At 70.5% G+C, this 25,737-nt stretch carries 25 protein-coding genes and 1 pseudogene; 14 read left to right on the top strand and 12 right to left on the bottom strand.

Features of this window, described 5'->3' with window-relative positions:
- Positions 1-12: 12 nt before the first annotated feature.
- Complete coding sequence (locus tag ACFCZF_RS14645) at positions 13-777, bottom strand: GntR family transcriptional regulator (RefSeq protein ID WP_053136900.1); 765 nt, start codon at positions 775-777, stop codon at positions 13-15.
- Between the two features lie 458 nt (positions 778-1,235).
- Here ACFCZF_RS14645 and ACFCZF_RS14640 point away from each other — a divergent pair, with 458 nt between their 5' ends.
- The 4 genes from ACFCZF_RS14640 to ACFCZF_RS14625 all read left to right on the top strand — a co-directional run bounded on the left by ACFCZF_RS14640 (position 1,236) and on the right by ACFCZF_RS14625 (position 5,935).
- Entirely contained in the window at positions 1,236-2,513 is a 1,278-nt protein-coding gene (locus tag ACFCZF_RS14640) for an extracellular solute-binding protein (protein ID WP_376671947.1), read from the top strand.
- Positions 2,514-2,622: 109 nt separating this feature from the next.
- Entirely contained in the window at positions 2,623-3,609 is a 987-nt protein-coding gene (locus ACFCZF_RS14635; protein WP_375921701.1) for a carbohydrate ABC transporter permease, read from the top strand.
- Positions 3,606-4,436 carry a carbohydrate ABC transporter permease gene (locus ACFCZF_RS14630; protein WP_375921698.1) on the top strand — a complete coding sequence of 277 codons (831 nt, stop codon included), beginning with the start codon at positions 3,606-3,608 and terminating at the stop codon, positions 4,434-4,436. The genes ACFCZF_RS14635 and ACFCZF_RS14630 overlap by 4 nt, the downstream gene beginning before the upstream one ends.
- A gap of 8 nt (positions 4,437-4,444) precedes the next feature.
- Positions 4,445-5,935, top strand: a complete 1,491-nt coding sequence (locus ACFCZF_RS14625) for a glycoside hydrolase family 3 protein (protein WP_376671946.1) — start codon at positions 4,445-4,447, stop codon at positions 5,933-5,935.
- A 303-nt stretch (positions 5,936-6,238) separates the two neighbouring features.
- On the opposite strand, the gene nagB is transcribed toward ACFCZF_RS14625, so the two are convergent.
- Together nagB and ACFCZF_RS14615 are read right to left on the bottom strand one after the other, a co-directional pair.
- The gene (gene nagB / locus ACFCZF_RS14620) at positions 6,239-7,024 is read right to left on the bottom strand and encodes a glucosamine-6-phosphate deaminase (RefSeq protein WP_376671945.1); all 786 of its coding nucleotides are present in this window, start codon (positions 7,022-7,024) and stop codon (positions 6,239-6,241) included.
- A 132-nt stretch (positions 7,025-7,156) separates the two neighbouring features.
- Positions 7,157-7,918 carry an SDR family oxidoreductase gene (locus ACFCZF_RS14615; protein WP_375921689.1) on the bottom strand — a complete coding sequence of 254 codons (762 nt, stop codon included), beginning with the start codon at positions 7,916-7,918 and terminating at the stop codon, positions 7,157-7,159.
- Positions 7,919-8,015: 97 nt separating this feature from the next.
- Here ACFCZF_RS14615 and ACFCZF_RS14610 point away from each other — a divergent pair, with 97 nt between their 5' ends.
- Positions 8,016-8,660, top strand: coding sequence for a TetR/AcrR family transcriptional regulator (locus ACFCZF_RS14610; RefSeq protein ID WP_376671944.1), 645 nt, complete (start codon positions 8,016-8,018; stop codon positions 8,658-8,660).
- Between the two features lie 429 nt (positions 8,661-9,089).
- On the top strand, positions 9,090-10,565 hold the full coding sequence (locus ACFCZF_RS14605) for a sensor histidine kinase (protein WP_376671943.1): 1,476 nt from the start codon (positions 9,090-9,092) through the stop codon (positions 10,563-10,565).
- 182 nt (positions 10,566-10,747) lie between these two features.
- Here the strand turns inward: ACFCZF_RS14605 and ACFCZF_RS14600 are convergent, their stop codons facing one another.
- The gene (locus ACFCZF_RS14600; RefSeq protein WP_003973730.1) at positions 10,748-11,005 is read right to left on the bottom strand and encodes a WhiB family transcriptional regulator; all 258 of its coding nucleotides are present in this window, start codon (positions 11,003-11,005) and stop codon (positions 10,748-10,750) included.
- Positions 11,006-11,326: 321 nt separating this feature from the next.
- Positions 11,327-12,295 (bottom strand): diacylglycerol/lipid kinase family protein, encoded by a 969-nt coding sequence (locus ACFCZF_RS14595; protein WP_376671942.1) that lies wholly within the window; start codon positions 12,293-12,295, stop codon positions 11,327-11,329.
- Between the two features lie 127 nt (positions 12,296-12,422).
- On the opposite strand from ACFCZF_RS14595, the gene ACFCZF_RS14590 reads away from it, so the two are divergent.
- On the top strand, positions 12,423-12,869 hold the full coding sequence (locus tag ACFCZF_RS14590) for a hypothetical protein (protein ID WP_375921677.1): 447 nt from the start codon (positions 12,423-12,425) through the stop codon (positions 12,867-12,869).
- A gap of 98 nt (positions 12,870-12,967) precedes the next feature.
- Here the strand turns inward: ACFCZF_RS14590 and ACFCZF_RS14585 are convergent, their stop codons facing one another.
- The 3 genes from ACFCZF_RS14585 to ACFCZF_RS14575 all read right to left on the bottom strand — a co-directional run bounded on the left by ACFCZF_RS14585 (position 12,968) and on the right by ACFCZF_RS14575 (position 14,965).
- Positions 12,968-14,023 (bottom strand): RNA polymerase sigma factor SigF, encoded by a 1,056-nt coding sequence (locus ACFCZF_RS14585; RefSeq protein ID WP_376671941.1) that lies wholly within the window; start codon positions 14,021-14,023, stop codon positions 12,968-12,970.
- A gap of 17 nt (positions 14,024-14,040) precedes the next feature.
- Positions 14,041-14,454 carry an anti-sigma regulatory factor gene (locus ACFCZF_RS14580; protein WP_004925829.1) on the bottom strand — a complete coding sequence of 138 codons (414 nt, stop codon included), beginning with the start codon at positions 14,452-14,454 and terminating at the stop codon, positions 14,041-14,043.
- 250 nt (positions 14,455-14,704) lie between these two features.
- Entirely contained in the window at positions 14,705-14,965 is a 261-nt protein-coding gene (locus tag ACFCZF_RS14575; RefSeq protein ID WP_376671940.1) for a UBP-type zinc finger domain-containing protein, read from the bottom strand.
- Between the two features lie 61 nt (positions 14,966-15,026).
- On the opposite strand from ACFCZF_RS14575, the pseudogene ACFCZF_RS14570 reads away from it, so the two are divergent.
- A pseudogene (locus tag ACFCZF_RS14570) lies at positions 15,027-16,618 on the top strand (Na+/H+ antiporter).
- Positions 16,619-16,955: 337 nt separating this feature from the next.
- On the opposite strand, the gene ACFCZF_RS14565 reads toward ACFCZF_RS14570, so the two are convergent.
- The gene (locus ACFCZF_RS14565; RefSeq protein ID WP_376671939.1) at positions 16,956-17,864 is read right to left on the bottom strand and encodes a 1-aminocyclopropane-1-carboxylate deaminase/D-cysteine desulfhydrase; all 909 of its coding nucleotides are present in this window, start codon (positions 17,862-17,864) and stop codon (positions 16,956-16,958) included.
- A gap of 36 nt (positions 17,865-17,900) precedes the next feature.
- On the bottom strand, positions 17,901-18,479 hold the full coding sequence (locus ACFCZF_RS14560; RefSeq protein WP_376671964.1) for an N-acetylmuramoyl-L-alanine amidase: 579 nt from the start codon (positions 18,477-18,479) through the stop codon (positions 17,901-17,903).
- Between the two features lie 328 nt (positions 18,480-18,807).
- On the opposite strand from ACFCZF_RS14560, the gene ACFCZF_RS14555 reads away from it, so the two are divergent.
- The 4 genes from ACFCZF_RS14555 (at position 18,808) to ACFCZF_RS14540 (ending at position 23,092) form a co-directional block, all read left to right on the top strand.
- On the top strand, positions 18,808-20,214 hold the full coding sequence (locus tag ACFCZF_RS14555; protein ID WP_375921663.1) for a family 2B encapsulin nanocompartment shell protein: 1,407 nt from the start codon (positions 18,808-18,810) through the stop codon (positions 20,212-20,214).
- 87 nt (positions 20,215-20,301) lie between these two features.
- Positions 20,302-21,462, top strand: coding sequence for a family 2 encapsulin nanocompartment cargo protein polyprenyl transferase (locus ACFCZF_RS14550; RefSeq protein WP_376671938.1), 1,161 nt, complete (start codon positions 20,302-20,304; stop codon positions 21,460-21,462).
- 268 nt (positions 21,463-21,730) lie between these two features.
- Positions 21,731-22,366, top strand: coding sequence for a GNAT family N-acetyltransferase (locus ACFCZF_RS14545; RefSeq protein WP_376671937.1), 636 nt, complete (start codon positions 21,731-21,733; stop codon positions 22,364-22,366).
- 138 nt (positions 22,367-22,504) lie between these two features.
- Entirely contained in the window at positions 22,505-23,092 is a 588-nt protein-coding gene (locus ACFCZF_RS14540; RefSeq protein ID WP_376671936.1) for a dihydrofolate reductase family protein, read from the top strand.
- A 127-nt stretch (positions 23,093-23,219) separates the two neighbouring features.
- On the opposite strand, the gene sodN is transcribed toward ACFCZF_RS14540, so the two are convergent.
- The gene (gene sodN / locus ACFCZF_RS14535; RefSeq protein WP_055417908.1) at positions 23,220-23,615 is read right to left on the bottom strand and encodes a superoxide dismutase, Ni; all 396 of its coding nucleotides are present in this window, start codon (positions 23,613-23,615) and stop codon (positions 23,220-23,222) included.
- Between the two features lie 145 nt (positions 23,616-23,760).
- Between sodN and sodX the strand changes: the two genes are divergently transcribed.
- Complete coding sequence (sodX, locus tag ACFCZF_RS14530; RefSeq protein WP_376671935.1) at positions 23,761-24,198, top strand: nickel-type superoxide dismutase maturation protease; 438 nt, start codon at positions 23,761-23,763, stop codon at positions 24,196-24,198.
- Here the strand turns inward: sodX and ACFCZF_RS14525 are convergent.
- On the bottom strand, positions 24,102-24,731 hold the full coding sequence (locus tag ACFCZF_RS14525) for a CGNR zinc finger domain-containing protein (protein ID WP_376671934.1): 630 nt from the start codon (positions 24,729-24,731) through the stop codon (positions 24,102-24,104). The genes sodX and ACFCZF_RS14525 overlap by 97 nt on opposite strands.
- 99 nt (positions 24,732-24,830) lie before the next feature.
- Between ACFCZF_RS14525 and ACFCZF_RS14520 the strand changes: the two genes are divergently transcribed.
- Complete coding sequence (locus ACFCZF_RS14520; RefSeq protein WP_376671933.1) at positions 24,831-25,610, top strand: class I SAM-dependent methyltransferase; 780 nt, start codon at positions 24,831-24,833, stop codon at positions 25,608-25,610.
- The last annotated feature ends 127 nt before the right edge of the window (positions 25,611-25,737 follow it).

Raw genomic sequence — 25,737 nt, 5'->3', positions numbered from 1 at the left:
CCGCGGCCGACGTCAGTCCTGGGGCCGCTTCAGTCGGGCCACGAACTTGTAGCGGTCGCCCCGGTACACCGAGCGCACCCATTCCACCGGCTGGCCCGTCCGGTCCTGCGAGTGCCGGGAGAGCATCAGCATGGGCAGGCCGACGTCGGTGCCGAGCAGGCCGGCCTCGCGCGGGGTGGCCAGGGAGGTCTCGATGGTCTCCTCGGCCTCGGCGAGATGGACGTCGTACACCTCGGCGAGCGCGGTGTAGAGGGACGTGTACTTCACCAGGGAGCGGCGCAGCGCCGGGAAGCGCTTGGCGCTGAGGTGGGTGGTCTCGATGGCCATCGGCTCCCCGTTGGCCATGCGCAGCCGCTCGATACGCAGCACCCGCCCGCCGGCCGTGATGTCCAGCAGTCCGGCGAGCCGGTCGTCGGCGGTGATGTAGCCGATGTCCAGCAGCTGCGAGGTGGGTTCGAGTCCCTGCGCCCGCATGTCCTCGGTGTACGAGGTGAGTTGCAGGGCCTGCGACACCTTGGGCTTGGCGACGAAGGTGCCCTTGCCCTGGATGCGCTCCAGGCGGCCCTCGACGACCAGTTCCTGAAGGGCCTGGCGCACGGTCGTGCGCGAGGTGTCGAACTCCGCGGCCAGCGTGCGCTCCGGCGGGACCGGCGTACCCGGCGCCTGCGTCCGGGTCATGTCGAGCAGATGCTTCTTCAGACGGTAGTACTTGGGCACGCGCGCGGTACGGACGGTCGCCCCACCCTCGTTCTCCGCACTGCTGACGTCGGTGCTCATGCTCTGCCTTCCCGGCTCCGGGTGCCGAAGCGACCGCTATCCCTGTCGGCCACGGCTCACATCGTGGCACGGCTCCGTGCCGGGTTGGTTGGCCCCGCACGCTCCGTGATCCCTTCTGTATACCTCCGGGACCCTCGTTGGTCTAGTCCACAGCGCCGACCGGCGTCGCTGGTACGCGCGTTCGGAACCGTACCGGCACGTCATTCGGTGGGTGGTGGTACATCCGGTCCGGGTCCGCCCGATCTGCCGCTTGCGCAATGAAAGGTCCCTGCATATCTCGGTCGCATCACGGACGCGAGGAGCCCGGTTGAACACCCTTGACAGCCCTATTGGTCTGGGCCAAGCTCCCCGTACTGGTCTACACCATTGGTCCAGGTCCCGGCCCCATGGGCGGTCCGCGTCGACGAGCAACCGCGGGGAGGCAGGGGGGTTGTGTGGCATCCCTGAGGAGGGTTGGCGTGAAGCGCAAGCTGATAACCGCGATCGGTATCGCGGGCATGATGGTCTCGATCGCGGCATGCGGGGGCGACAGCGGCGACGACGGCAAGAAGGCCGGGGCGGACGGTTACGCCGGCGAGACGCTCACCGTGTGGGTGATGGACGGATCCTCGCCCGACGACTGGCAGGCGGACCTCGCCAAGGAGTTCGAGGCGAAGACCAAGGCCAAGGTCAAGTTCGAGATCCAGACGTGGAACGGTATTCAGCAGAAGCTGACCACCGCGCTCTCCGAGGAGAACCCCCCGGACGTCTTCGAGGTCGGCAACACCCAGACCCCGGCGTACGCCAAGACCGGTGGTCTCGCGGACCTCACCGACCTCAAGGCCGAGATCGGCAAGGACTGGACCGAGTCCATCAACGAGTCCTCCGTCTTCGAGGGCAAGCAGTACGCGGCACCGTGGTTCGTGGTCAACCGCGTGGTCGTCTACAACAAGAAGGTCTGGGCGGACGCGGGCATCAAGGAGACGCCCAAGACCCGCGACGAGTTCTACAGCGCCCTCAAGACGATCGGTGAGAAGACCGACGCCGAGCCGATCTACCTGCCGGGCCAGAACTGGTACCACTTCGTCGGTCTGGCGATCGGCGAGGGCGCCGAACTGGTCAAGAAGGACGGCGACAAGTACGTCTCCAACCTGGACGACCCGAAGATCGCCGCCGCGATGGAGACCTACAAGAAGTTCCAGTCCCTCTCCAAGGCGCCCAAGGACAAGGACGAGGCCACCCCGCAGCAGGGTGAGGTCTTCGCCAAGGGCAACGTCGGCTCCTTCATCGGCATGGGCTGGGAGGCCGCCACCGCGATCAAGGCGAACCCGAAGATCGAGAAGGACATCGGCTACTTCACCATCCCGGGTGAGACCGCCGCCAAGCCCGAGGGCGTCTTCCTCGGCGGCTCCAACCTCGCCGTCGCCGCGGGCAGCAAGAAGCAGGAGCTCGCCAAGGAGTTCCTGAAGATCGCGCTGTCCGACAAGTTCGAGGGCCAGCTGGCCAAGGCCAACGGCGTCACTCCGAACAAGGAGTCGCTGCTGGGCAACCTGGAGGGCATCCCCGCCGCCGAAGCCGGCGCGCCGGCCGTCTCCTCCGGTGGTACCACGCCGCTGATCCCGGAGTGGGCCGCGGTCGAGAACGCGCCCAACCCGATCAAGACCTACATGACCGCCGTGCTGAAGGGGAAGTCCCCGGCCGATGCGGCCAAGCAGGTCGAGGAAGAGTTCAACAAGCGCCTGTCGCAGCAGCAGTAGCACCGGGTGAGCCGGGGCGGGGTGGCCGGACGACGGCTCCCGCCCCGGCGACCGTACGCGAGTCGACGTACGCAGGCCCTCTCGTAGGCCGAGAAGAGAGATCGCGAGCATGACCGTGCAGACCGAACGGCCGCCCTCCGGCCCGGCGGACGTCCGCAAGGCGGACGACGAGGGCAGCGGCGGGCCGAAGCAGAGAGCCGCGTCGCGTGCCGGCGCCCTCGTCCCGTACCTGTTGCTGCTGCCCGCCTGCGCGGCCACCGTGCTGCTGCTCGGCTGGCCGCTGCTGAAGGACCTCCTGCTGTCCTTCCAGAACCTCAACATGACGCAGCTGATCCAGCACGTCACCGAGTGGAACGGCGTCGACAACTACAAGGAGACCCTCACCAGCGAGCACTTCTGGCGGGTCACGCTCCGCTCGATCGTGTTCGCGGCGGTCAACGTCGCCCTGATCATGGTCCTGGGCACCCTGATCGGCCTGCTGCTCGCGCGCCTCGGCAAGCGGATGAGGTTCACCCTGCTGCTCGGTCTGGTGCTGACCTGGGCCATGCCGATCGTGGCCGCCACCACCGTCTACAAGTGGCTGTTCGCCCAGCGCTTCGGCGTCGTCAACTGGGTCCTGGACAAGCTCGGCTGGCACTCCATGGCCGACTACAGCTGGACCAGCAGCCAGATGTCGACCTTCTTCGTCGTCACCCTGCTGATCGTCTGGATGTCCATCCCGTTCGTCGCGATCAACCTCTACGCGGCGAGCACCACCATTCCGAAGGAGCTCTACGAGGCCGCCTCCCTCGACGGCGCCGGCGCCTGGCGGAGCTTCACCGCGGTCACCATGCCGTTCCTGCGGCCGTTCCTCTACGCGACGACCTTCCTGGAGATCATCTGGGTCTTCAAGGCGTTCGTCCAGGTCTATGTCTACAACCAGGGCGGACCCGACCGGCTCACCGAGATCCTGCCCGTCTACGCCTACGTCGAGGGTGTCGGCAACCAGCACTACGGCATGGGCGCGGCGATCGCGGTACTGACCATCCTGATCATGCTCGGTCTGACCGCCTACTACCTCAGGATCGTGCTCAAGCAAGGGGAGGACGAGCTGTGAAGCGCTCGCTCTTCGGCCGCCTGTGGCCCAACGCCACGGCCGTCGTCCTGTTCATCGGCTTCGTCTTCCCCGTGTACTGGATGTTCTCCACGGCCTTCAAGCCGACCGGTGACATCATCACGGAGGACCCGGTCTGGTTCCCGACCGACTTCACCTTCGAACACTTCAAGACGGCGACCGAAGCCGACCACTTCTGGTCGTTCGTCACCAACTCGCTGACCGTCACCGTCCTCGCCGTCGTCTTCTCACTGATCATCGCGCTGGCCGGTTCCTTCGCCCTGGCGCGGATGCGGTTCAAGGGGCGGCGCGGCTTCGTCATCGGCTTCATGCTCGCCCAGATGGCGCCCTGGGAAGTCATGATCATCGCGATGTACATGATCGTGCGCGACGCGTCGATGCTGAACAGCCTGGTGCCGCTCACGCTCTTCTACATGATGATGATCCTGCCCTTCACCATCCTGACGCTGCGCGGCTTCGTCGCCGCCGTGCCGAAGGAGCTGGAGGAGTCGGCGATGGTCGACGGCTGCACCCGCGCCCAGGCGTTCCGCCGGGTCATCCTGCCGCTGCTCGCGCCGGGTCTGATGTCGACCTCGCTGTTCGGCTTCATCACCGCCTGGAACGAGTTCGCCCTGGTCCTGGTCCTGAACAAGGACGCCGAGGCCCAGACGCTGCCGGTGTGGCTGACCAGTTTCCAGACCGTCTTCGGCGACGACTGGGGTGCGACCATGGCCGCCTCCTCCCTCTTCGCCGTCCCGATCCTGATCCTCTTCGTCTACCTCCAGCGCAAGGCCGTCAGTGGCCTGACCGCCGGCGCCGTGAAGGGATAACGCGACCGATGACAACCATCGCCAGGGCCACCGACACCCTCACGCGCGACGCGCTCACCGTCCTCCAGCCCGGGTTCACCGGCACCACCGCCCCCGACTGGCTGCTGCGCCGCCTCGGCGAGGGCCTGGCCTCCGTCGGCCTGTTCGGGCGCAACATCGCCTCGGCCGAGCAGGTGGCCGCGCTGACCGCACAGCTGCGCGCCGAGCGCGAGGACGTGCTGGTCGCGATAGACGAGGAGAGCGGCGACGTCACCCGGCTGGAGGTGCGCACCGGTTCCTCCTTCCCCGGCAACCTCGCCCTCGGGGCGGTGGACGACGTCGGGCTCACCCGGGAGGTGGCCGCCGAACTGGGCCGCCGGCTCGCCGCCTGCGGCGTCAACCTCAACTGGGCGCCGTCCGCCGACGTCAACTCCAACCCCGACAACCCGGTCATCGGCGTGCGCTCCTTCGGCGCCGGTACCGACCTGGTCGCCCGGCACACCGCCGCCTACGTCACCGGCATGCAGTCGGCGGGCGTGGCCGCCTGTACCAAGCACTTCCCGGGGCACGGGGACACCGGCGTCGACTCCCACCACGCCATGCCGCGCATCGACGTGGACGCCGACGTGCTGGCCGAGCGTGACCTGGTCCCGTTCCGCGCGGCCATCGCCGCCGGCAGCCGCGCGGTGATGAGCGCCCACATCCTGGTCCCGGCCCTGGACCGGGAGTACCCGGCAACGTTGTCCCGCCGCATCCTGACCGACCTGCTCCGCGGCGAACTGGGCTACGACGGCCTGATCGTCACCGACGGTATGGAGATGCGGGCCATCGCGGGCACGTACGGCATCGAACGCGGCAGCGTCCTGGCCATCGCGGCCGGCGCCGACGCGATCTGCGTGGGCGGTGGGCTGTCCGACGAGGGCACCGTGCGGCGGCTGTGCGACGCCCTGGTCGAGGCGGTCCGCTCGGGCGAGCTGCCCGAGGACCGCCTGGCCGACGCGGCGGAACGCGTCCGCGCCCTGGCCCGCTGGACCGCCTCGCATCGGGCCGACGCCGGGGCGGGAGGGGCCGTGGACGGCGACGTGGGCCTGCGCGCGGCCCGCCGGGCCCTGCGCGTCACCACGGCCGAGGACTTCACCCCCCTCACCGAACCGCCGTACGTCGCTGCCCTCACCCCCGTCGCGAACATCGCGGTCGGCGACGAGACCCCCTGGGGCATCGCCGCCGAGCTCTTCCGCCTGCTTCCCGGCACGGAGACCGGCAGCTTCACCGGACCCGACGCCGGGCACGAGGTGCTGGCCGCGGCCGGATCGCGCCGCGTCGTGGCCGTCGTCCGCGACGAGCACCGCCACCCCTGGATGGCGGCGGCCCTGGACACCCTGCTGGCGGCTCGTCCCGACACGATCGTGGTCGAGATGGGCGTCCCCCGCGCCGAGCCCCGGGGCGCCCTCCACCTGGCCACCCACGGCGCGGCCCGGGTCTGCGGCAGGGCGGCGGCGGAGGCGATCGCGGGCGTGTAGCGGATGCACCGCTTCGCCGGGGTCCGGACGGCCGGGCTCCAGACGGTACGACGAAGGCGCCGGTCCTCCTGATGGGGGCCGGCGCCTCTGCTTCGCGGTGGCGCACGTGACGCGACGGATACGCCGGGCGGGTCCCTCCGGCGATGTGCGTGGCGCCGTGAGGACAGTGCTCCGCTCGCCGGTACGGAGAAGGCGCCGAACCCCGTGGAGGGGGATCGGCGCCCTTCGCCTGCGGCGGCTGTCCGCGTCCGCGTCCGTGTCCGTGTCCGGCCGGTCAGGGCCGTGGCGGGCTCAGATTCGGGCTCAGATCCCCTGCCAGTCGGGCTTGTGGGCGTACGTGTGCCGGAAGTAGTCGGCGAGCTTCAGCTTGGCGGCGGCGGCCTCGTCGACGACCACCGTGGCGTGCGGGTGCAGTTGGAGCGCGGAGGCCGGGCACACAGCCGCGACCGGGCCCTCGACGCTCGCGGCGACCGCGTCCGCCTTGCCCTCGCCGGTGGCGAGCAGCACCACGTGCCGGGCCTCCAGGATGGTGCCGATTCCCTGCGTGATCACGTGGTGCGGCACCTGCTCGATGTCACCGTCGAAGAAGCGCGCGTTGTCGACGCGGGTCTGCTCGGTGAGCGTCTTGATCCGGGTCCGCGAGGCGAGCGAGGAGCACGGCTCGTTGAAACCGATGTGCCCGTCGGTGCCGATCCCCAGCAGCTGGAGGTCGACCCCGCCGGTGCCGCCCAGCGCCTTGTCGTACGCCTCGCACGCCCCCTGCACGTCCGCGGCCGTGCCGTCGGGGCCCATGAACGCGTCCATGCCGATCCCCAGCGGTTCGAGCACCTCGCGCCGCAGCACCGAGCGGTACGACTCCGGATGCTCGGCGGGGAGTCCCACATACTCGTCGAGCTGGGCGATCCGCGCCCGCGCGGTGTCCACGGCACCCGAGCGCACCTTGGACGCCAGCGCCTCGTACACGGGCAACGGCGTCGACCCAGTGGCCACCCCGAGCAGGGCGTCGGGCTTGCGCCGGAGCAGCTGTGCCATGGCTTCGGCTATCAGCTCGCCGCCTGCCTTGGCGTCCGGAACGATGACAACTTCCACGCTTGCCTGCCGTTTCGAAGAGAGGACTCACCCGGGGTCCGGGACTGGCTGTGTGGGGCCCTATGTGGTTTAGACCAATCTAACAGAGCTGGACCCGGCGGGCGCGTCGAAACGGTCAGGTGGGTGGCGGTGTCAGGTCAGCGAACCTCCCGTCGCGTCCACCCAGCTTCCCGTGACCCATCGGCCCCCGTGCGAGGCGAGGAACGCGACCACGTCGGCCACCTCGGCCGGTGCACCCACCCCGCCCAGTGCGGAGAGCGCCGCCGCCCGGTCCCAGCCGTCCGGGCTCCCACGCAGCAACTCGGTCGTGTTGTCGGTGTCGATGATGCCGGGTGCCACCGAGTTCACCGTGATGCCGCGGGTGCCCAGCACCTTGGAGAGGTCACGCGAGAACACGTCCAGCGCGCCCTTCGTCATCGAGTAGGCCATGTTGTCCGGCATCACCGCGGTGCGGGACAGCCCCGACGAGATGTTGATGACCCGGCCGCCGTCGCGCAGCCGGCCCATGCCGTGCTTGAGGATGAAGAACGGTGCCTTGACGTTGACGGTGAAGACCGCGTCGTACTCCTCCTCCCCTATCTCCCCGATGGGTCGCGTGTTGCCGATCCCGGCGTTGTTCACCAGGACGTCCACGCCGTCGGCGTGCCGGTCGAACTCCTCCCACAAGGCCTCGGCGGCTCCGGCGACGCTCAGGTCGGCCCTGATCGCGAACGCCGAGCCGCCGGCCGACTCGATCGCGGCGACCGTCTCCTTCGCCGCCGCCTCGTTCCTGCCGTAGTGCACCGCTACCCGTGCGCCGTCGTGGCCCAGCCGCTCCGCGATTCCTCGCCCGATGCCCCTGCTCGCCCCCGTGACGAGAGCCGTCCTGCCCGCAAGCACGCCCTGCACGCCCATGTCGGCGCCCCCTTCGCATTTCTCTATCGGTCGATACAGAAAAGACCGTACAACAGCCCGGCGACATTTCTCTAGTGCCCGCTATAAAATCCACTCCATGGTGAGCAACGAGAAGAGCGGACAGGCTGGGGCGCAGACTCGGGAAACCACGGCCAAGGGGCGGGGCCGCCCCCGCTCCTTCGACCGGGCGACGGCCCTGGAGAAGGCGCTGATGGCCTTCTGGGAGCACGGTTACGAGGCCACGTCGGTCTCCGACCTCACGCGGGTCATGGAGATCGGCGCCCCGAGCCTGTATGCCGCCTTCGGCGACAAGCGCTCGCTCTTCGAGGAGGTCGTCCAGGAGTACGGCGTGCGGTACGGCTCGTTCGGCGGCCGCGCCCTCGCCGAGGAGCCGACCGCCCGCGCCGGGGTGGAGCGGATGCTGCGCGAGGCCGCCGTCGAGTACACCTTTCCCGGCCGGCCGCACGGCTGCCTCGTCATCCACGCCGCCGCCAACTGCTCGACCGCCGAGGTCGAGGAGTCCCTGCGGGAGCGGCGCAACGGCAACATCGCGGCCATCGAGGACCGGATCGGGGCCGACGTGGCCGCGGGCGTGCTGCCGCCGGACACCGATGTGGCCACCCTCGCCCGGCACACCGGAGCCATGATCCAGGGCATGTCGCAGCAGGCGCGCGACGGCGCGAGCCGGGCGGAGCTGGAGGCACTCGCGGAAATTGCCCTGGCCGTCTGGCCCCGTGTGTGAGCCAACAGGGTTAGGCTTTGGCCGGACGCTCGGATGTCCGAGTAGTCGACGGAACGCGACAACCGCAAACACCGTCCATCGCATGGACACGACGAGTGGTCTAGTCCACAATGGCCACTGAGACCCTTGCCGTGACACTCACGCAAGGTGATCGTCAGGCTTCCGCCTTCCCCGCACAGGAGGGCGGACCGAGGAACCGGTGCTCTCTGCCCTGACTGCCCCGGGTCCTCATCCTTCGGCCGACCGGGACCGCACACCCCACGGCCGTTGTTGCTCCGGGCTGCGGTGCCGGGAGGGTTGAGGGTCCCTCTCAGGCGCCGCGGCCCGCGGGTGTTTCCGGGGACTCCTCCAGGAGTGGATCCGGGAGCGGGGACGGTGGAATCCGGCTGGTTTCGATCGCTGTCCGAACCGCCGGGTACGCTCAGCCACGTGCCCTCCATGAACGAACTCGTACGCCAGCACACAGCGCTCGACGACTCCGACCTCGAGTGGCTCCACCTGCTGGTCTCGGAGTGGCAGCTCCTCTCCGACCTCTCCTTCGCCGACCTGGTCCTGTGGGTCCCCACCCGCGACGGCACCCGCTATGTCTCCGTCGCCCAGATGCGGCCCAACACCGGACCGACCTCGTACCAGGACGACATGGTCGGCCACCTGGTCCCGCGCGGCCGGCGCCCCATGCTGGACGCCGCCCTGGACGAGGGCCGGATCGTGCGCGAGGGCGACCCGGAGTGGCGCGAGGAGGTCCCGGTCCGCGTCGAGTCCATCCCCGTACGACGTCAGGGGCGCGTCCTGGGCGTCATCGCCCGCAACACCAACCTGCTCACCGTGCGCACCCCGAGCCGCCTGGAACTCACGTATCTGCAGAGCGCCTCGGACCTCGCGCAGATGATCGCGGCCGGCGCCTTCCCGTTCGAGAACCAGCAGGTCGACATGGACGCCTCGCCCCGCGTCGGCGACGGCCTGATCCGGCTCGACGCGGACGGCATCGTGCAGTACGCCTCCCCGAACGCGCTGTCGGCCTACCACCGCATGGGCCTCGCCGCCGACCTGGTCGGCCATCACCTCGGGCGGACCACCGCCGAACTCGCCCCGTCCCGCGGCCCGGTCGACGAGGCGCTCGCCAAGGTGGCCAGCGGCTGGGCGCCGCGCGAGTTCGAGATCGAGGCGCACGACGGGGTGATCCAGTTCCGCGCCATCCCGCTCAAGCCGAAGGGCACGCGCGTCGGTTCGCTGGTGCTTCTGCGTGATGTCACGGAACTGCGCCGTCGTGAGCGCGAGTTGATCACCAAGGACGCCACCATCCGGGAGATCCACCACCGGGTGAAGAACAACCTTCAGACGGTGGCGGCCCTGCTGCGCCTCCAAGCCCGGCGCATCGAGTCCGACCGGGGGCGCGAGGCACTGGAGGAGGCCGTGCGCCGGGTCGGCTCGATCGCGATCGTGCACGAGACGCTCTCCCAGAACCTGGACGAGCGCGTGGAGTTCGACGAGATCGCCGACCGCGTGCTGGCGATGGTGGCGGAGATCTCGCCGGGCAAGGTCACCGGCCGGCGCACCGGTCGCTTCGGCATTCTGGACGCCGAGGTCGCAACGCCCTTGTCGATGGTGCTGACCGAGGTGCTGCAGAACGCCCTGGAGCACGGTTTCCGTGACGGCGACACCGGCACGGTCGAGGTCTCCGCGGTCCGCGGCGGTACGACGAAGGAGGCCCGGCTCCTGGTCACCGTCCAGGACGACGGCGTCGGTCTGCCCGAGGACTTCGACCCGCACCGCTCCGGCAACCTCGGCCTGCAGATCGTCCGCACCCTGGTGGAGGGCGAGTTGGGCGGGGCCTTCGACATGGTGCCGGCCCCGGATCGGGGCACCCGGGTGATCCTGGACATCCCAGTGCCCACGGACAAGTAGAAGCGCGGCGGCGGGCGGGTCCGGACAGCAAAAAGCCCCGGACCGGTGAGGGTCCGAGGCCAGTGCTCGTGCGATCCATCGTCCGATGCGCATCGGGGGTACTGCGCGCTGCGGCTCGGGAGCGGGGGTTGCGTACTCGCTGTACGCGCCGCCAAGCTCAGGCTGTCAGCAGGGGTGGATGGTCAGGCGGAGGCCTGACGAGCCCGGTTGCGGGCGGCACGGCGCTTCATTGCGCGGCGCTCGTCCTCGCTGAGACCACCCCAGACGCCGGAGTCCTGGCCGGACTCGAGCGCCCACTGCAGGCACTGCTCCATGACAGGGCAGCGACGGCAGACGGCCTTGGCTTCCTCGATCTGCAGCAGCGCGGGACCGGTGTTGCCGATGGGGAAGAAGAGCTCGGGGTCTTCCTCGCGGCAAACGGCGCGGTGACGCCAGTCCATGGCTGCTACCTCTCCTTGGTATTACATGCTGGGATGCTTGTGAATGTGAACGCTTTCACGAATCCCTCAACAAGGGAAGGGCCTACCGTCAGGTTGCCCTGGCGTGGTCCTGTGGTTTGAAGAGGGGTTCTGGTGATCTGTGAAGGCCGGTGTTGCGGGCCCTTCCGATCGCCAAGAAGAGACTCGCAAACCTCGGCGGCGGATACAACCCCTTCCGGAAAGTTTTTTTTGATTCTTCGGTGTCGACTAGGTCACAGCCGTACTTCCATGGGGTGGACCCTGGTCTAAACGTTCGAGTGAAAGGACTTTCGCCCCTTCTGCTCACACAATCACACGCAGTGCACGGCGAACGCCTGTGAACGTCACGCTGGTCCGCAGCCCCAGGTGGTCACCGTCCATCTGAAGGGGGAGCGGCACCTTCGAATGCAAGGTGAACTCGGTCATATCGTGCAGGGAGACGGCATGCCGGCCCCGGGGGCCGCGCTCGGGGGACGAAGTGAGCAACTGGGTGCCATACCGGGCAACGGCGGCCGTCGACAGGCGGCTGAGGCCGAAGACGTCGAGCCCGGTATCGAACGAGGCCTTAGGCGACGCGTAGATCGGGCGATTGCCGAGAAACGTCCAGGGGCACGTGTTCGAGACTATGGACAGCACCAGATCGGTGACCGGGTCCTCGCCTGCCCGCTCCAGAGTGATCGTCCCGTTGCGGCGGTGCGGCTCGCCGATGAGCGCGCGCATCACCTGGCGGACGTAGAGGGCGTGCGTCGACTTCTTGCCGCGCTCACGGTGCTGCTCGACCCGGCCGACCACGCCGGCGTCGAAACCGAGCCCGGCATTGAAGGTGAACCAGCGGGCCGGGACCGCCTCGTCCTCCGTGCCCGGCGTGCCCGAGGCCAGGCCCAGTCCCACGGTCCGCTCGCTGCCCTCGCGCAGTGCGTCCAGCAGGGCGCCGGTGGCCTCCACCGCGTGGTTGGGCAGGCCGAGGGCGCGGGCGAAGACGTTGGTGGAACCGCCCGGGACCACCGCGAGACGGGGCAGCTTCTCGGGGCAGGGGCCGTCGTGCAGCAGACCGTTGACGACCTCGTTGACCGTGCCGTCGCCGCCGAGGGCCACGACCAGGTCGATGTCGTCGCTCTGTGCCGCCTGCCGGCCGAGGTCGCGCGCGTGGCCGCGGTACTCGGTGGTGACCGCCTCCAGCTTCATCTCGCTCGCGAGCGCGTGGATCAGCACGTCGCGCGTGCGCGCACTTGTGGTGGTTGCCGCCGGATTGACCACGAGAAGTGCACGCATGGTTTGCAGGGTACCTACTGAGTGGTACCCGGCCCAGACCGAGGTGGAGATCGCCGAGGGCACACGGCGCACACGGTCCGCCGGACGCCCCCACGGGGTGCGGTGAGCCGAGGGCTACCCTTCAGGGGTGAGCAGTGAGCAGACCCCCAGCCCCGAAGCCGCCGAAGAGGCGGGCCCCCGTCCCGGCCGGCTGACCGCCGCGGCGGCGCTGGCCGCTCTGGAGGGGCTGGCGCTTGTCGTCGGCGGTGCCTGGATGCTCGTGGGAGGTCTCACCGGCCACCCCGACGACCGGACCTCGGCCATCACCGGCGGCGTCACCCTGATCGTCCTCGCCCTGCTGCCGCTCCTCGCCGCCCGCGGGCTGATCGGCCGGCGAGGCTGGAGCCGGGGGCCCGCCGTCATCACGCAGATCATGGCGCTGCCGGTGGCCTACAACCTGCTGCAGGCCGACAGTGTGGCCATCCCGGCGGGCATCGTGCTCGGCGTCGTGGCCGTCACGGCACTGGTGCTGCTCGTGAACCCCACGACCACCCAGGCCCTCGGCATCCGGGGACCCGGCAGCGCCGAGAAGTAGCCGAGAAGTAGCCGCCGCCCGGAGGTCTGGGATGCCGGGCACCGGCCGGTGCCCGGCCGCTACTCCTGCCGTTGCTCCTCGACCAGCAGCTTCTCCCGCTACTCCTCGACCAGCAGCTTCTCCCGCAACTGCGCCAGTGTGCGGGCCAGCAGCCGCGACACGTGCATCTGCGAGATCCCGACCTCCTGCGCGATCTGCGACTGGGTCATGTTGCCGAAGAAGCGCAGCAGCAGGATCCGTTTCTCCCGCGGCGGCAGGTCCTCCAGCAGCGGCTTGAGCGACTCCCGGTACTCGACGCCCTCCAGGGCCTCGTCCTCGGCGCCCAGCGTGTCCGCGACCGCGGGGGACTCGTCGTCGGTGTCCGGGACGTCCAGGGACAGCGTGGAGTACGCGTTGGCCGATTCCAGACCCTCCAGGACCTCCTCCTCCGAGATCGCCAGCTTCTCGGCGAGCTCGTGGACCGTGGGGGAGCGCCCGTGCAGCTGCGAGAGTTCCGCCGTGGCCGTCGTCAGGGCCAGCCGGAGCTCCTGCAGACGCCGCGGGACGCGCACCGCCCAGCCCTTGTCCCGGAAGTGCCGCTTGATCTCGCCGACGACCGTCGGGGTCGCGTACGTGGAGAACTCCACCCCGCGGTCCGGGTCGAAGCGGTCGACCGACTTGATCAGACCGATGGTGGCGACCTGGGTGAGGTCGTCCAGGGGCTCGCCGCGGTTGCGGAAGCGGCGCGCGAGGTGCTCGACGAGTGGCAGGTGCATGCGGACCAGCCGGTTGCGCAGTTCCGCGTACGCCGGGCTGTCCTTCTCCAGCGTGCGCAGCTCGGCGAACAGGAGACGCGCGCCGCTGCGGTCCTGCGGGTCGTGCCGCGTGCCCCGTGCACCCGGCGCGCCGTCCTCGGAGTGTCGCTCGTGCTCGCTCATCGTCCCGCCCGTTGCCCTTTCCCGAGCCTTCGCCTCCACTCGGACGGGCCGGACGGGGGTGTCCCCGGTCCGCTGTCCGTCGTCCGGGACGACCACCTCGGGGGAGGCCTCGTCCTCCGGATGCGGCCGGGCCTGCTCGGGGATGCCGTCGATGCCGTCCGCCGCGCGCCGGGCCTCGTTCTCAGAACGTGCGCCCTCGGCCGGCAGCTCCCGTGTGCCGCGCTCTTCGTCCCGCACCGGCCCGTCCCCGTCCCTCACGCCGGCCCGGGTCCCGCGCCGCGCTGTTTGTAGAGGCTGATCGAAACGGTTTTGTCCTCGTCCACGGCGGAGGAGACCTTGCCCGCGAGGGCGGACAGCACGGTCCAGGCGAAGGTGTCCCGCGAGGGGGCGTGGCCGTCCGTGGTCGGCGCCGAGACGGTGACCTCGAGCGAGTCGTCGACGAGGCGGAAGACACAACTGAGCACCGAGCCGGGCACGGCCTGCTGAAGCAGGATCGCGCAGGCCTCGTCGACTGCGATGCGCAGGTCCTCGATCTCGTCGAGGGTGAAGTCCAAACGGGCTGCGAGGCCGGCCGTCGCCGTACGCAGCACCGACAGGTAGGCACCCGCGGCCGGCAGCCGGACTTCGACGAAGTCCTGGGTCGCGGGCTCGCCTGCGATCTGGGACACCCTCACCTCCAAGGTGGTACAAGCGTTACAGGGTCGAGGGCCGCCCCTCGGGGTAACGCGCTACGTGGTTCAGCGGTGACGTTATCGCGCTCCAGAGTTTCCTGTCCCCGAGACCCCAACCCCTTGCTGTCACTCATAGTAAACACATGAACACGCACAGTGGCTAGGGGTTCGGCGGGCCCAAATCGGAAGAGCGCGCGCCGGGTTGACGTACCCAGGCGTCAGACGGTCGAACCGTCCCTGGGACAGGTCACACGAGTACGTGATCGACGAAGCACCAGCGCCAGCTCTCACCCGGCTCGAAGGTCCGCATCACCGGGTGGCCGGTCGCCTCGTGATGGGCCGTCGCGTGCCGCCGCGGCGAGGAGTCGCAGCAGCCGACGTGACCGCAGACGAGGCACAGCCTCAGCTGCACCGGGTCCGTGCCCTCGGCCAGACACTCCGGGCAGGTCTCGCCGCGCGGCTTCGGTTCCGGGTGCGGCAGCGCGTCGGCGTGCGTGCACTGTTTCATGATTGCCAGGTTACGACGGGTGTGCGGATGACCGCGCGGAAAAAGAGGGCGGGCGAGGACGATGGACGTGATGCCGCTGCTTGTGCTGGTGGCGGGCAGCGCCGCGATCGCCGCCGCGGGACGGCGCGTGCCGGTGCCGGCACCGCTGCTGCTGGTCGCGGTGGGACTGGCGGTGAGTTACGTCCCCGGAGTGCCCGACTACACCCTCGACCCGCACATCGTCCTGCCCCTGCTGCTGCCCCCACTGCTCCACACGGCGGCCACCGACAGCTCCTACCTCGACCTGCGGGCAAGCTGCGGCCCGTGGCGCTGCTGTCCGTGGGCTACGTCCTCTTCGCCACCTTCGTCGTCGGCTGCGCCGCGTACCTGATCGTGCCCGGCCTGCCGCTGACCGCGGCCCTGGTGCTCGGTGCGGTGGTGGCGCCGCCGGACGCGGTCGCCGCCACGGCGGTCGCGCGCCGCGTGGGGTTGCCCTCCCGGATCACGACGATCCTCCAGGGCGAGTCCCTGGTGAACGACGCCACCGCGATCACCGCCTTCAGGGTGGCGCTCGCGGCGGCGGTCGGCGAGGGTGCCACGTGGGCCGGCGGGATCGCGGAGTTCCTGATCGCGGCCATCGGTGGCGTCGGCGTCGGGCTGGTCCTGATGGTGCCGCTGCACTGGCTGCGCACGCACGTGAAGGAGGCGCTCCTTCAGAACACGCTCTCCTTGCTGATCCCGTTCGTGGCCTACGCCGTCGCCGAGCAGGTGCACGCGTCCGGGGTGCTCGCGGTGGTGGTCGTCGCGCTCTTTCTCGGCCACCGCGCGTGGGAGGTCGATTTCGCCACCCGTCTCCAGGAGGAGGCGGTGTGGAAGATGGTCGCCTTCGTCCTGGAGTCGGCCGTGTTCGCCCTGATCGGCCTCCAGCTGCCCGTCGTCCTCAAGGGCCTCGGGGAGTACGAGGGTGCCGACGCCGCCTGGTACGCGGTCGCCGTCTTCCTGGTGGTCGCCGCGGCGAGGTTCGTGTGGGTGTATCCGGCGACCTTCCTGCCGCGGCTGTCGGCACGCGTACGCGCGCGTGAGGGCGACCTCTCCTGGAAGGGGCCGTTCGTGATCGGCTGGGCCGGTATGCGGGGTGTGGTCTCGCTCGCGATCGCCTTCTCCATCCCGCTCACCGTGCACGGCGGCGCTCCCTTCCCCGAGCGCAACCTCATCCTGTTCCTCACCTTCACCACGGTCATCGGCACGCTGGTCGTCCAGGGCGTCACCCTGCCGCCGCTGATCCGCCTGCTGAAGTTCCCCGCACACGACGTGCAGGCCGAGACGCTCGCGGAGGCCAACGCCCAGGCCCAGGCATCCCGGGCCGCGGAGCAGCGCCTGGACGACCTCCTCGCCGACGAGCGCAACGCCCTGCCGGCCCCGCTCGCCGACCGCCTCCGCACGGTCCTGGAGCGGCGCCGCAACGCCGTCTGGGAACGGCTCGGACAGGTCAACCCCGTCACCGGGGAGACCGTCGACGACACCTACCGGCGGCTGTCCAGGGAGATGATCGGCGCGGAGCGCGAGGTCTTCGTCCGGCTCCGGGACGGCCGCTACATCGACGACGAGATGCTCCGGACGCTGCTGCGCCGGCTGGACCTGGAGGAGGCGGCGGCTTACCGGGAGACGGCGTAACGGCGCCACGCGCGCGCGTGCGACGCCGGACGCGGGAGACGACGCGAGGGCCCCGCGCCCGCCCGGAGGCCGGTACGGCCCCACTCGAACGCGCCGGGCGGCCCTGTGCTCCGGGGGGCGGGGACGGGGCGCCCGAGTCGCGGGGACCGGGCGGGGCGCCCGAGTCCGCGAGGATGCCGGGGCCCGCCGGGCGTACCCGCCAGTCGTGCCCGTCGTGTGCTCGCGGCCATGGGCCGTGCGGCCCGGCCGGGCGTCGGCGGTGGCCCGTTCACCGGTTGCCGTACATGGGCGCCGGGGCGGAGCGCGCCCGGCGCCCGTGACGTCCGGCGGGGGCCGTTCAGGGAAAGGGGCGGCCGGTGATGACCGCCGTCAGGGTCGTGCCACGCGGGAAGGCGCCCTCCTCGGCGAGGGTGAGCAGGGCGTGGAGCATCTTGGCGACGTAGACGCGCTCCACGGGGAGGCCGTGGCGGTGTTCGAAGTCCTCGGCGAAGGAGTCGAGCTCGGGAGTGGTGCGGGCGTAGCCGCCGCAGTGGAAGCGGTCGTCGAGGCTCCAGGCGCCGCGTGGCCCGCCGAAGGCACGGATCTGGAGCCGCCGTATGTCGTCGGCCAGGAAGCCGCCCTTGAGGACGGGTATCCCGAGCGACCGGCGGCCCGGCGGGAGGCCGGCGGCCAGCCCGGCGAGCGTGCCGCCGGTGCCGCAGGCGAGCGCGACCACGTCGGTGTGCTCGCCCAGTTCCTCACCGAGGGCCCGGCAGCCGCGCACGGCCTCCGCGTTGCTGCCGCCCTCGGGGACGACGACCGCGTCCTCGGCGTCCACCGCGCTCAGCAGGGCCGCCAGGGCCTCCGGCTCGGTCTTGCGGCGGTACGTCGAGCGGTCGACGAAGTGCAGCCGCATGCCGTCGGCCGCGCACCGGGCCAGCGAAGGGTTGAGCGGCCGGCCGGCCAGTTCCTGACCGCGCACCACGCCCACCGTGGACAGACTGAGCAGCCGGCCGGCGGCGGCCGTGGCGCGCAGGTGGTTGGAGTAGGCGCCGCCGAACGTGACGACGGTACGACCGTCCGCCGTGGCGAGATTCGGCGCGAGTTTGCGCCATTTGTTGCCGACCAGCTCGGGGTGGATGAGATCGTCCCGCTTCAGCAGCAGGCGGACACCACGACGCTCGAACCGCTCGTCGGCGACCTCCTGCAGGGGAGAGGGCAGGCGGGGGCCCAGGGCGGCGAGGTCGCGGGTGTCGGTGCCGGTCACCCCGCCATTGTCACGCCGCCGCGCGCTGCGGACACGTCACTCCAGCCGGTCCCGGATCCGCCCACGCATCGACGTCATGGTGAACCCCCGCGGGTCCACCTTCCCCGGCTGCCATTCGAGGTGGCCGATGACGGATCGTTCGTTCCACCCGTGGTGCCGGCAGACCGCGGCGGCGGCCCGCTCGATCGCCTCCAGCTGTGCCGCCGGCCAGGGGTCGTCGCCGTCGCCCAGGTTCTCGCACTCGAAGCCGTAGAAGTGCCGGTTGCCGTCCGTGTTCGACTCGTTGTCCCGAGGCAGTCCCTTCTCCGCGATCACCGCGCGCAGGACGTCGTCGTCGCCGAGTCCGGCGTGGTTGGCCCGGCCGTACCCGACCAGGTGGACCTTGCCGTCCTTGGTGATGACCCCGTGGCACAGTGGTCCCGGCAGGCCTTCGTAACCCTTGCGGCAGATCTCCACGGTCCGCGCGCTGCCCTTGGTGACCGTGTGGTGGATCATCACGCCGTGCACGGGGCCCCAGGGACCCTTGTGGTTGCGGTTGTGGTCCCGCCAGTCGCCGACCTGGACGACGCTGAGGCCCTCCGCCTTCAGTGCCTTGAGAAAACTGCTCGCGGACATGGGTGAGGCCACGGCCGGCTCCTTCACGCTGCGCGACGACCGCCCGACGCGACCGCCTCGTACGGTGCTTGTACCGAAACGGAGCGCTCCCTAGTACTTGTTCGGTCCGTGTGCGATCCGATCCGGACAATCCTGTCCCGGCCAACAGCGCTGAACAGGGCGGGACAAGACGCCGAGAAGCTGAGGAAGCACCCACCTGTGCCCCGGCAACCGATGATCCATTCCCGCTCTTTCGGGTAATAGCACCGGCACGCTCCGTGAGGAAGGCTGGTGCACGCACATCGATGCCGGGCGTAGCCGTCCGGCATGACCGGGAGGGCAATTCCTTATGTCGGTAGGCGAAGAGGTCCGCACCGAGCAGACCAGGCCGCAGCAGAGCCTCGGTACGGCGGCCGCGCGGAACCTGGCCACCACGACCAAGTCCGTTCCTCAGATGCAGGAGATCAGCTCCCGCTGGCTGCTGCGCACGCTTCCCTGGGTGGACATTCAGGGCGGCACGTACCGGGTGAACCGGCGCATGACCTTCGCCGTGGGCGACGGCCGGGTGACGTTCGTGAAGACCGGCGACCGCGTCGAGGTCATCCCCGCTGAGCTGGGCGAGCTGCCGGCCCTGCGGTCGTACGAGGACGAGGAGGTGCTCTCGGAGCTCGCGCAGCGCTGTGAGCAGCGGGAGTTCGGCCCCGGTGAGGTGATCGCCTCGTTCGGCAGCCAGGCCGACGAGGTCTACCTGCTGGCGCACGGCAAGGTGGAGAAGGTCGGCACCGGCCCCTACGGCGACGACGCGGTGCTCGGTGTCCTCGCCGACGGCGCTTACTTCGGTGACCAGGCGCTGCTGGACGGGGACGCCATCTGGGAGTACACCGCCCGCACGGTCACCGCCTGCACGGTGCTCGTGCTGCCCCGCCAGGAGGTGGAGCAGGTCGCGGAGCGCTCGGACACCCTGAGCGCGCATCTCGAGGAGCGCCGCGCGCTCACCGACCAGCCCACCAACAGGCACGGCGAGAAGGCGATCGACCTCTCCGCCGGCCACAGCGGCGAGCCGGACATCCCGCACACCTTCGTCGACTACGAGGCCCGGCCCCGTGAGTACGAACTGAGCGTCGCCCAGACCGTGCTGCGTATCCACTCGCGCGTGGCCGACCTGTACAACCAGCCGATGAACCAGACGGAGCAGCAGATCCGCCTGACCGTCGAGGCGCTGAAGGAGCGCCAGGAGCACGAGCTCGTCAACAACCGCGAGTTCGGCCTGCTGCACAACTGCGAGTACGACCAGCGGATCCAGCCGCACGACGGCGTGCCCGGACCGGACGACCTGGACGAGCTGCTCAGCCGCCGGCGCGGCACCAAGCTGCTCCTCGCCCACCCGCGTGCGATCGCCGCGATCGGACGCGAGCTCAACAAGCGCGGACTCGTTCCCGAGACGATCGACATCGCCGGCAACCGCATCCCGACCTGGCGCGGCGTGCCGATCTACCCGTGCAACAAGATCCCGGTAACCGAGGCCCGTACGTCCTCGATCATCGCGATGCGTACCGGCGAGCAGGACCAGGGCGTCATCGGCCTGCGCGCCACCGGCATCCCGGACGAGATCGAGCCGAGTCTGTCGGTGCGCTTCATGGGCATCAACGAGCAGGCCATCATCAAGTACCTGGTCACGGCCTACTACTCGGCCGCCGTCCTCGTACCGGACGCGCTCGGCGTCCTGGAGAACGTCGAGATCGGCCGCTGGCAGTGACGCCAGACTCCCGAACGCCGTGTTCCCGCCCTCCCGGGCGGGTACACCCCGGGGGTACGGAGGCGGGCGTATGGGGGAGGTGAGTCCATGACAGAGGCTCCGCACGGCGCCGCCGAGACGCGTCGCCCCACCGGAACGCTGGAAAGGCACGGGCCCATCGGCACGCAGCGGGGGAAGGAGCCGGGGCCTTCGCCCGACGGGCAGGGACCGGCAGGGGCCGACGGACACGAGGCGGCGACGCTCCTGCGTGAGTCGCGGGCGGCGGTCGACCCCGAACTGCGGTCCGCCATCGAGTCACTGCCCGCCTCGATGCGCCGGATCGCGCTCTACCACTTCGGCTGGCAGCACGCGGACGGCACACCCGCGGCAGGCAACGCGGGCAAGGCGATCCGCCCCGCGCTCGTCCTCACCTCGGCCGCCGCCCTCGGCGGACCCGGGGCCCGGACGGCGGCGGCGCGGGCCGCGGCGGCGGTGGAACTGGTCCACAACTTCACGTTGCTGCACGACGACGTGATGGACCGGGACACCACTCGGCGCCACCGGCCGACCGCGTGGACCGTGTTCGGTGACGCCGACGCGATCCTCGCGGGGGACGCCCTCCAGGCGCTCGCCCTGCGGCTGCTCGCCACCGACCCGCACCCGGCGTCCGCGGCGGCGGCGGCCCGACTCGCCGACTGCGTCGTCGAGCTGTGCGAGGGGCAGCACGCGGACACGGCCATGGAGCGGCGCGCCCCGGACGAGGTCACCCTCGACGAGACGCTCGCCATGGCCGAGGCCAAGACGGGCGCCCTGCTGGGGTGCGCCTGTGCCCTCGGGGCGCTGTACGCCGGAGCCGCCGCCGAGGACGTCGAGGCCCTGGACGCCTTCGGCCGCGAGGCGGGCCTCGCCTTCCAGCTCATCGACGACGTCATCGGCATATGGGGTGACCCGCGCCGTACCGGCAAGCCGGCCGGCGCGGACCTGGCCGCCCGTAAGAAATCGCTGCCCGTGGTCGCCGCCCTCAGCACCGGCACCCCGGCCGCCGCCGAGCTCGCCGAGTTGTACGCGGCGCCCTACGAGGAGGACAAGGAGGACCTGGAGCGCACCGCACTGGCCGTGGAGCGGGCGGGCGGCCGGGACTGGGCGCAGGCCCAGGCGGCCGACCGGATGGCGAGGGCCATGCAGGAACTGGCCCGAGCCGTGCCCGACCCGGAGGAGGCGGGCGGCCTCCTCGCGCTGGCCGAGTTCGTGACCCGGCGCAGCACCTGACGGTCACCCTGGCCGGCCCGGCGACCACGGAGCGCCCGGCCGGCCGCGCAAGGCCCCGGAGCCCGTGCAGGACCGTACGGACCTGACCGACGTACGGCCGCACCGCCGAGGGCTCCGGTCCGGCGGGCCCCGCACTTCCCCACGGTGTGCGGGGCCCGCCCCCCTTCCGGCGTACGGCCGGGAACACCGCCCACCTCCCGCCGAAGCCGGCGGATAGGCTCAACCGCCGTACACATGAACGAGGTTGAGTCGAAGGGATGGGCGGGACATGGGTGTGGTGATCCGGACTGCGGGGGAGGGCGACCGGGAGCTGGTCGTCCGGCTGCTGGACGAGGCTTTCCAGGGCGATCCGGTGAGCGGCTGGGTCTTCCCCGGCGAGGAGTACCGCCGCCGGACCCACCACCGGCTCATGGCCGCCTTCACCGACGCCGTGCTCGCCGACGGTCGTATCGACCTCACCGAGGACGGTGCGGCCTGCGCGCTGTGGTTGCCCGTGCCGGCGGACGGGCACACCGGCGACGAGCCCGGCGGTGATCCCCGCGACGGGGCCGCCGACGGCCCCGCCCAGGTGCGCGAGGCCGTCGACCCGGAGAACCAGCGCGTCGAGCTGATAGCCCGGCTCACGGACGGCATCCACCCCTACGGCCGGGCCCACGAGTACCTGTGGATGATCGGTGTGGCCCCCGGACGGCAGGGCGAGGGCCTGGGCACCGCGCTCATCGAGTCGGTACTCGACCGCTGCGACCGCGAGGGCCTGCCCGCCTACCTCGAGGCGAGCAGTGCCCGCGGCCGGGGTCTGTACGGGCGCCTCGGCTTCGAGTTCACCGGCCGGGCCCTGGATCTGCCGGACGGCCCGCGGATGTGGCCGATGTGGCGCGAGCCGCGGACACCGGCGACCGCCTGACCGCCGCGCGCTGCTCCGAGAACCGAGCTCTGAGACCGAGCTCCGAGATCGAGCCCTGAGAGTCGAAAACCGAAAACCTGCTTGAACCACTACGGACGGAGTACTATAACTGAAGTGGTTGAAACGAAGGAGACCAGTTTGCGCAAGCTCACGTACTTCATCGCCTGTTCGATCGACGGCTTCATCGGCGGCCCGGACGGCGACGCGTCCTTCATGTTCCCGTTCGTCGACGAGGAGTTTTTCGCGTTCCTTACGTCGGAGTATCCGGAGACGCTGCCGACCCACGGCCGCCGGCACCTCGGGATCGACGACCTGCCGAACAAGCGGTTCGACACCGTCGTCCAGGGCAGGGCCAGCTACGACCTGGCCCTGAAGGAGGGCGTCACCAGCCCGTACGCCCATCTGCGTGAGTACGTCGCCTCGCGCACGCTCACGGAGTCGCCCGACCCGAACGTCGAGATCATCCCGGCGGACCTGGTCGGCAGGGTCCGCGAACTGAAGGCGGAGGACAGCGCCTTCGGCATCTACCTGTGCGGCGGTTCGGTCGTGGCCGGCGAGCTGATCGACGAGATCGACGAACTGGTGATCAAGACCTACCCGGTGGTGCTGGGCACGGGCATGCCCATGTTCGGCTCCGGCTTCCAGGTCTCCGAGTTCGTGCCGGAGACGGTGCGGACCTTCGGCAACGGCGTCGTGGTGCGGACGTACGCCAGGAAGCGCCGATGAGGTGCCGCCACCCCTGGCCGCGGGAACACCGAAGGGGCCCGGCCGGAACTGCAGCCGGGCCCCTTCGGGCGGTTCCTTCGGCCTGCGATGGTGCACCGATCGCCGGCTTCCGGGTGCTGACTGGACGTCAGGCCTTCTTGGTCTCCCAGAAGATCTTGTCGACCTGGGCGATGTAGTCCAGGGCCTTCTGGCCGGTCGCCGGGTCGGTCGAGCCCTTGGCGGCCGACAGGGCCTTCAGGGTGTCGTTGACCAGCTGGTGCAGCTCCGGGTACTTCTCGAAGTGCGGGGGCTTGAAGTAGTCGCTCCACAGCACGGAGACGTGGTGCTTCGCGAGCTCGGCTCGCTGCTCCTTGATGACCGTGGCGCGGGCCTGGAAGTGCGGGTCGTCGTTGCCGGCCATCTTTTCCTGGACGGCCTTCACCGACTCCGCCTCGATGCGGGCCTGGGCCGGGTCGTACACGCCGCAGGGCAGGTCGCAGTGGGCGCTGACCGTGACCTTGGGGGCAAACAGGCGGGAAAGCATGAAGCGTTCCTTCCTCGTGATCGTCTTCTCAGGGGGGACATTACTCCCTGGGAGGCGCGTTTTCGCGAGTGCCCCCGTGGGCTTAGGACAAAAGTCCGGGGTGAGACTGAGACTGGTGGAGGAAAGACCGGGGAGGTGCCGGGTCATGCCGGAGCAGCTGTCGCAGGAGACCGAACGCGCGAGAGGGGCGTTGCCCTTCGGGCCGGCCGAGGTGACCGGGCCGTCCATGGTGCCCACGCTGCACCACGGGGACGTGCTCCTGGTGCACTGGGGGGCCAGGGTCAGGCCCGGTGACGTGGTCGTCCTGCGACATCCCTTCCAACAGGACCTGCTCGTGGTCAAGCGGGCCGTCGAGCGGCGCGGGGCCGGCTGGTGGGTGCTCGGGGACAACGCGTTCGCCGGCGGGGACAGCACCGACTACGGGGCCGTCCCCCAGGAGCTCGTGCTCGGCAGGGCGCGGCTGCGGTACCGGCCGCTCCGGCCGGGTCAGCGCTCGCCCTTCGCCGTGGTCCGCTGGGTGCTGTCGGCGCTCAGGCCGGTGCTGACCGACCGGTCCGCCTCCAGGCGCTTGCGGGCGCGGTAGGCGGCCACGTTGGCGCGGGTGGCGCAGCGGTCCGAGCAGTAGCGCCGGGAGCGGTTGGTGGAGGTGTCCAGGTAGGCGTTGCGGCAGGGGGCGGCCTCGCACAGCCCCAGGCGGTCCACGCCGTACTCGGTGAGGTGGAAGGCCAGACCCATCGCCGCGATGGCGGCGAAACCGGCGGTCGCGTTGGACGGGTGGTCCGCCAGGTGCATGTGCCACAGCGGGCTGCCGTCGTCGTCGCGGTGGTCGTGACCCGAGATCTGCGGGCTCACCGGGAACTCCAGCAGGAGCGAGTTCAGGAGGTCCACGGCAAGGGTCTCGTCGCCGCCGTCGGCCGCCTCGAAGACCGCGCGCAGCCGCCCCCGGACCGAGCGGAACCGGGTCACGTCCGAGTCCGTGGCGCGCCGGGCCGCCGACTGGTTGGCGCCGAAGAGCTCGCGAACGGCCTCGACCGAGGTCAGTGAGTCCTGCCCCCGGACCGGTTCCTCGGTGTTGACGAGACGTACGGCGTAATCCGAGTAATAGGCCAGTTCCACTTGTAGTCCTTACGAAGGGGCTCTAAGGTCGTGCCTGCGATCAGGTAACAGCTGATCGTGGTTCCAGGGTATTACGTACGCATGCGACGGAGGGGCTCGATGACGGACGCGGAGACCACCACTACCACCACGCCCGCCGCCGACTGGCACGCCTGGCAGGCCAGCTGGGACCGGCAGCAGGAGTGGTACATGCCGGACCGCGAGGAACGTTTCCGGACCATGCTGGACATGGTCGAGGCCCTGGTCGGCCCCGCACCGCGGGTGCTCGACCTCGCCTGCGGCACCGGGACCATCACGGCCCGGCTGCTGGCCCGGTTCCCGGAGGCCACCAGCACCGGCGTGGACCTCGACCCGGCGCTCCTCGCCATCGCCGAGGGCACCTTCGCGGGCGACGAACGGGTCTCCCTGGTCACCGCAAACCTCAAGGACCCCGACTGGACGGCGAAGCTGCCGTACGACTCCTACGACGCCGTCCTGACCGCCACGGCCCTGCACTGGTTCCACGCCGAACCCCTCGCGGCCCTCTACGGTCGGGTCGCGGAGCTGGTCCGCGACGGTGGTGTCTTCCTGAACGCGGACCACATGATCGACGAGACGACGCCCCGGATCAACGCGGCCGAGCGCGCCCAGCGGCACGCGCAGATGGAGGGGGCCAAGCGCGACGGTGCGCTCGACTGGGCCGAATGGTGGCAGCTCGCCGCCAAGGACCCGGTCCTCGCCGGGCCCACGGCCCGTCGCTTCGAGATCTACGGCGAGCACGCCGACGGCGACATGCCCTCGGCGGCGTGGCACGCGCGCGTGCTGCGCGAGAAGGGCTTCGGCGAGGTGCGGCCGGTGTGGTGCTCGCCGTCGGACACCTTGCTGCTGGCGCTGAAGTAGCGGCGAACGCGGGGAGGGGGGGGGGGGGGGGGAAAAACAAACTCCCCCCCCATCCCCACCACACCCAGGGGCCCTTTTCTATAAGACCTCGTCCCGCAACACCCGACCCGAAGCCACCCCCCCCCCC

Origin of the sequence: Streptomyces sp. NPDC056296, from assembly GCF_042268605.1 — a bacterium.
GTDB lineage: Bacteria > Actinomycetota > Actinomycetes > Streptomycetales > Streptomycetaceae > Streptomyces.
The sequence above is the reverse complement of the archived record's forward strand: the minus strand, read 5'-3'. Positions and strand labels throughout refer to the sequence as shown.